The 4,910-nt window shown below is 64.3% G+C and carries 3 protein-coding genes and 1 pseudogene; all 4 read left to right on the top strand.

What is annotated here, in order from left to right; all coding sequences use genetic code 11:
- The coding region (locus ACLF3G_RS29190) for an IS256 family transposase (RefSeq protein WP_430672888.1) at nucleotides 1-904 on the top strand (904 nt) is incomplete at its 5' end.
- Nucleotides 905-1,333: 429 nt separating this feature from the next.
- Nucleotides 1,334-2,004: pseudogene (locus tag ACLF3G_RS29185) on the top strand (DUF418 domain-containing protein).
- A gap of 643 nt (nucleotides 2,005-2,647) precedes the next feature.
- Complete coding sequence (locus ACLF3G_RS29180) at nucleotides 2,648-3,277, top strand: hypothetical protein (protein WP_430672887.1); 630 nt, start codon at nucleotides 2,648-2,650, stop codon at nucleotides 3,275-3,277.
- 779 nt (nucleotides 3,278-4,056) lie between these two features.
- Nucleotides 4,057-4,683 (top strand): PEP-CTERM sorting domain-containing protein, encoded by a 627-nt coding sequence (locus tag ACLF3G_RS29175; protein WP_430672886.1) that lies wholly within the window; start codon nucleotides 4,057-4,059, stop codon nucleotides 4,681-4,683.
- The last annotated feature ends 227 nt before the right edge of the window (nucleotides 4,684-4,910 follow it).

Here is a 4,910-nt window from a genome sequence, read left to right as displayed (position 1 = left end):
CGAAAAGATCGTGTCGATGTACGCCCGCGGCATGAGCACCCGTGAGATCGCCGGTCACCTGCTGGATATCTACGGCATCGAAGTCTCGCCCGACCTGGTCAGCGCCGTTACCGACGCGGTGCTAGACGAGATTGCCACCTGGCAAGCCCGGCCGCTCGAGCCGGTCTACCCGCTGGTGTTCTTCGACGCGCTGCGGGTGAAGATCCGCGACGAGGGGCTGGTCCGCAACAAGGCAGTGCATATCGCGCTCGGCGTCAGGGCCGACGGCACCAAGGAAATCCTTGGCCTTTGGCTTGAGCAGAATGAGGGCGCCAAGTTCTGGCTGCGGGTGATGAACGAGCTCCGCAATCGCGGGGTGGAGGACCTGCTCCTGGCCGTGGTCGACGGGCTGAAGGGCTTCCCCGAGGCGATCCTGGCCGTGTTCCCCGAGGCCACCGTCCAGACCTGCATTGTCCACCTGTTGCGCCACAGCCTGGATTTCGTCTCCTGGAAGGACCGCCGGGCCGTCGCCACGGCGCTAAAGGACATCTACCGCGCCATCGATCCCGCCGCGGCGGAGGCCGCCCTGGGGGCCTTTGAAGCCGGGCCCTGGGGCCGCAAATACGCCGCCATCGGCCAGAGCTGGCGGCGCGCCTGGGGCGAGGTGGTGCCGTTCTACGCCTTTCCCGCCGAGGTCCGCCGGATTTTGTACACCACCAATGCCATCGAGGCGCTGAATGCCAAGCTGCGCAGCGCGGTCCGCACCCGCGGCCATTTCCCAACCGACGAGGCCGCCCTGAAGCTGCTCTATCTGGTCTTGAACAGGACTGAGAAGGAATGGACCATGCCACCCCGTGAGTGGTCCATGGCCAAGGCCCAGTTCGCCGTTCTGTTCGGCGACCGCTTCAACAAAGCCATGACCTGACCGTGTCGTTCAACCGACCGGCCATACACGGAAATTCCGACACTCCCCGCGCCCTCGGCCAAGATCCGAGCCTTCCACCACACCCTCATCGCGCTTCTCCCCGACGATCGGTTCGTGGGCTTGGCCTTTGCCTCGCCTTCCTCGAGCACCGGCTCATTTCCGCGCGGGAAGAGGGCTTGCAAAGCCAGAGCCGGCGGTTGCTCGAGTATGCGGCGTTGGCGACGCGGCGGAGCCTCTGCGCTGAGCTGCTGCGCCTCGCCTAGCCTCAACCCCGGAGACGGGCGTTGACCTGGCGGTGTTCCCGCCGCCCCACGGCCCGAGCTCGCCGCGCGCATAGGTGCGCCACGAGGCGGTGTCTCGCGACCTCACGGAGCTCGATCATCCTGCTCGATGAGGCGGCGCTCCGGGTGGAGGTGGAAGCGGCGATGATTGACGCCCGCGGTCCCTCTATATGAGCGCGGCCAGTCGGAGTGGGGAGTAGGTCTGCCGCCCTCATCCTCGTCCTGGCCATCCTCTGTCAGGCGGCGGCCCTGCTGCGAGTACGTCCGGGTCGTACCGCCGCTGCTACCAGGAGCCGGCTATCTCCTCGGGTCTCTGGACAGCGCTGCGCGCCGACTGGCCGAATTGCCCACGGTCCTCGCCTTCGGCCTGCCCTTCAACGGTCCAACCGCAAATCACGCGCGTGGTCGGCGGCGTAGAGAGCGGCGTGTCGATGGCGTTCACCCGGTCTCGGCCCGCCACGCCCCCGCCGATGCGGCGGTCTGGATCGGCACGGTCGTGTTCTGCGCCTCGGCGCCCGTTCCATCCTTTGGCATGGCGGGCACCGTGCTGGCGGCGGTCGGCAGCGCGACGTTGACCGGCTACATCCTGCACTCGGTGCTGCTGGACGCCGGGTTCAACGACTGGGGGCTTGGGCTCTATGGCCAGTCGGGTCGGCCGGCTGCCTCGGCACCGACATCCTCACCTTCGCGGCGGTGGTGTTCGCCATCAGTCTGTGGAAGCGCCGCTTTCGATATGGCCCGGAGGAATGGCTGCTGCGCAGCTTCGTGGACCTGGAATGGAAGAACTGGCGGCAGAAGGGTCCGCGGACCCCGGCATGAGCTGACAGATCTACGCGAGATAAAATCATCCACAGATTCTGGGGATGAATCTGTGGAAATCCCCCGGTGACCCTGGGTATCCTTGCTCGCGCACTCTCTGCCTCATTTGCAGGCTTATCAGATCTCTGCGGCGTCGCTGAGCGGCCCCGTTGCTTAGTCCGCGGGGCCAGCGACGGACTGGTAGTCCGGAGCCGTCCGTCCTCGAAATGCGAGCCGGGCATCGGAAGGAGCGGCCATCAATGTAGGCTGAGCTTCGCTCACAGCAGGCCCCGGCCAGCGCAACCGCCGTGATCAGCAGGGACAGCCGCCGAGCGCGAGCAGCCGCTGCCTACGCCGGCCCAGCGCCCGCAGGTCCATGACCGGATCCAGCGCCGCAACACTCGCTGCCGTCAGTAGCGGCACCAATCGGGGCAAGGCCGTCCCCTACGGACCGTGCTTCAGAGATCATGCTGCGATGGCTGCAAAGATTGTCTCGCCCTCATGCCTCGGGTTAGCCGCTTTCCTGCCGATTTTCTGGTTTGATTGAGTGCTTCACTTCAGAAATTGGGAGAACGGTCCAATCCCTCCTAACCGCTCATGGCGCCTACCAGAACGCGGTAAAAATGATTTTTGATCGTCCCTGTGCCTGCATGGAGGCCGAGAGATGTATTCCTTCTACGAATCGGAACCCTTCTACTATGAGCCGTATCCCTACTACGACACGGACCCCTACTACTTCGAGCCAGAGCCGTTTTACGTTGATCCGGAACCAATATACGTAGAGCCGGATCCATATTATGCGCCCGTCCCGACGTACTACTACGAACCCGCGCCGATCTACTACGAGCCTGTTCCCGTCATTGCGCCCGTAGTGATTGTCGAGCCGGTCCCGGTTTTCGTCCCGGTCGTCACATACCCGCTCGACGCCACGGTGCTGTTCGACGACTACTTCTACCTCGCCACCAACCCGGACGTGGCGGCAGCAGGAATTGACCCGCTGGCCCACTACGCGGACTTTGGATGGATCGAGGGACGCGACCCGAATGCCTTCTTCGATACCGACGGCTATCTCTTCGTCTATAGCGACGTAGACGCGGCGGGGTACGACCCCCTCGTCCACTACGCGCTCTGGGGATGGCTCGAGGGGCGCGACCCATCCGCCTTCTTCGACACGGACAGCTATCTCTTCGCCTATCCCGATGTGGATGCGGCCGGGATCAACCCGCTCGAGCACTACCTGCATTTCGGCGGCGCTGAGGGCAGGCTGGCCTTCGCGGATGGGGTCTTTGACTGAGGCATGACATCAGCCGCAGGGGGCCTGTCGAGCCAGGGGCCTGAGATGGCGTCTCGAGGGCGGCCGCCAGATGCCGTGCGGCGGTGTTCGGGGCAGCTTTGGTATCGCCGGTTGCGGCCAGTTGCAGGGTGGCGACAGGAGGCGTGCCGCGGAGGCGTCCGACGGCTTCGGCATTAGCGTTGCGCCGGCCAGCAGGGTGCCCGCTCCGCGGCAATGCTTCTCGCCGCCCAATCCGTGTGTGCGGCCACGTCCCCCATTGGGTTGATGTTGTTCATGAGGACCGACGACGCGCACAAGGACCTGCCCCTCAGTCGGGTGCCAAACCGGAAGTGAAGCGGGCACTGTTTGGCGGGGAACCAAGGCGTCATCTCTGTTCAACTCTTACTAAACCACTGGCCGCGATCATCTACTCCAAGAAGCCTGTATTCTTCCGGATGCAAAATAGAAATATAAAATTCGCATGATATAAAGGCCGCCGGCTTAGAATTTCGGCCGGCAAACAAGGTGCCGGACGGATTTACACAACAGGACATTCAGTAATTTTGCCCAGCGTTAGTGCGCGACTTTCAAAGTATTTCCTCGATTGGCCTGAAAAATGCATTTCCTGATCCGCCGGACCGCCTCATCGCAATCCGGCTTCAGGAGGACTTCGTATGCGATCCAAGACAACGCCTAGACCGGCTTCCGCAACGCCTTACTCGGCATTACGCGGCTTTACCCTGGCCACAACCCTGGCCGGCGCCATGATGCTGGCCGCAGCGCCCGCCCAAGCCGCCCCCATGCTGTATGAGGCCATCCTGGCCCCGCTGAGCGGCTCGGGTGTATCCGGCCTCGCCAAGCTCAGCCACGACGGCAACATGCTGACCGTCAACATCACGGCGAGCGGCCTGACCCCGAACCAACTGCACGTGCAGCACATCCACGGCCGATTTGACGCCGCCGGCAACCCGATGGACTCCGTCACGCCAACGCTGGCGCAGGACACGGATGGCGACGGCTTCATCGAGTTGGCCGAGGGTCTTCCCTCCTACGGCCCCATCATCCTGAACCTCGACGGACCACCGGGCTCAGGCGACTTCCCCACCGCGCCAAATGGCATGGTGAACTTCACCCAGACCTACGACCTGTCAAACAGCGCCTCATTCGCGGGTAATTTCGGCAGCGAGGATCTGCTTCCTCTGACGCTGCGCGAGATCGTCCTGCACGGAAGGCTGCTGGACTCCGGAACCGGGCTGGGGTTCGGGCCTGGGGAGGCGAACGGCACGCCGGGGTACAAGGTCGTGCTGCCCGTGGCGGCCGGCGAGATCAGGGCCGTGCCGGTGCCTGAACCCGCCTCGCTCGCGCTGTTCGGCGCAGGCCTCGTCGGGCTCGGCTTGGTGCGGCGCCGGCGCGCCCGGCAGGCGTGAAGTTCGGCGGCGGCGCCCGCGGGTGCCGCCGCTCCTGCTCCCATCAGCGCCCCCGATCGGCAGCAGTCTTCTTCTGGGGGTCGTGATGGTGATAGTGCTGGCAGCAGCCATGGCCCTCTCCTCTTCCCAAGGGTCGTGGTCAGGCCGGGCGAGGTGGGTCCAACACCTGGCTCGGCCGTTTCTGTTGCCGATCATCGCGTAAATCAGCTATTACTACTGACGTTTGC

This window comes from Falsiroseomonas sp. HC035 (assembly GCF_050563525.1).
Taxonomy (GTDB): domain Bacteria; phylum Pseudomonadota; class Alphaproteobacteria; order Acetobacterales; family Acetobacteraceae; genus Falsiroseomonas.
This window is presented reverse-complemented; position numbering and strand designations above follow the sequence as displayed.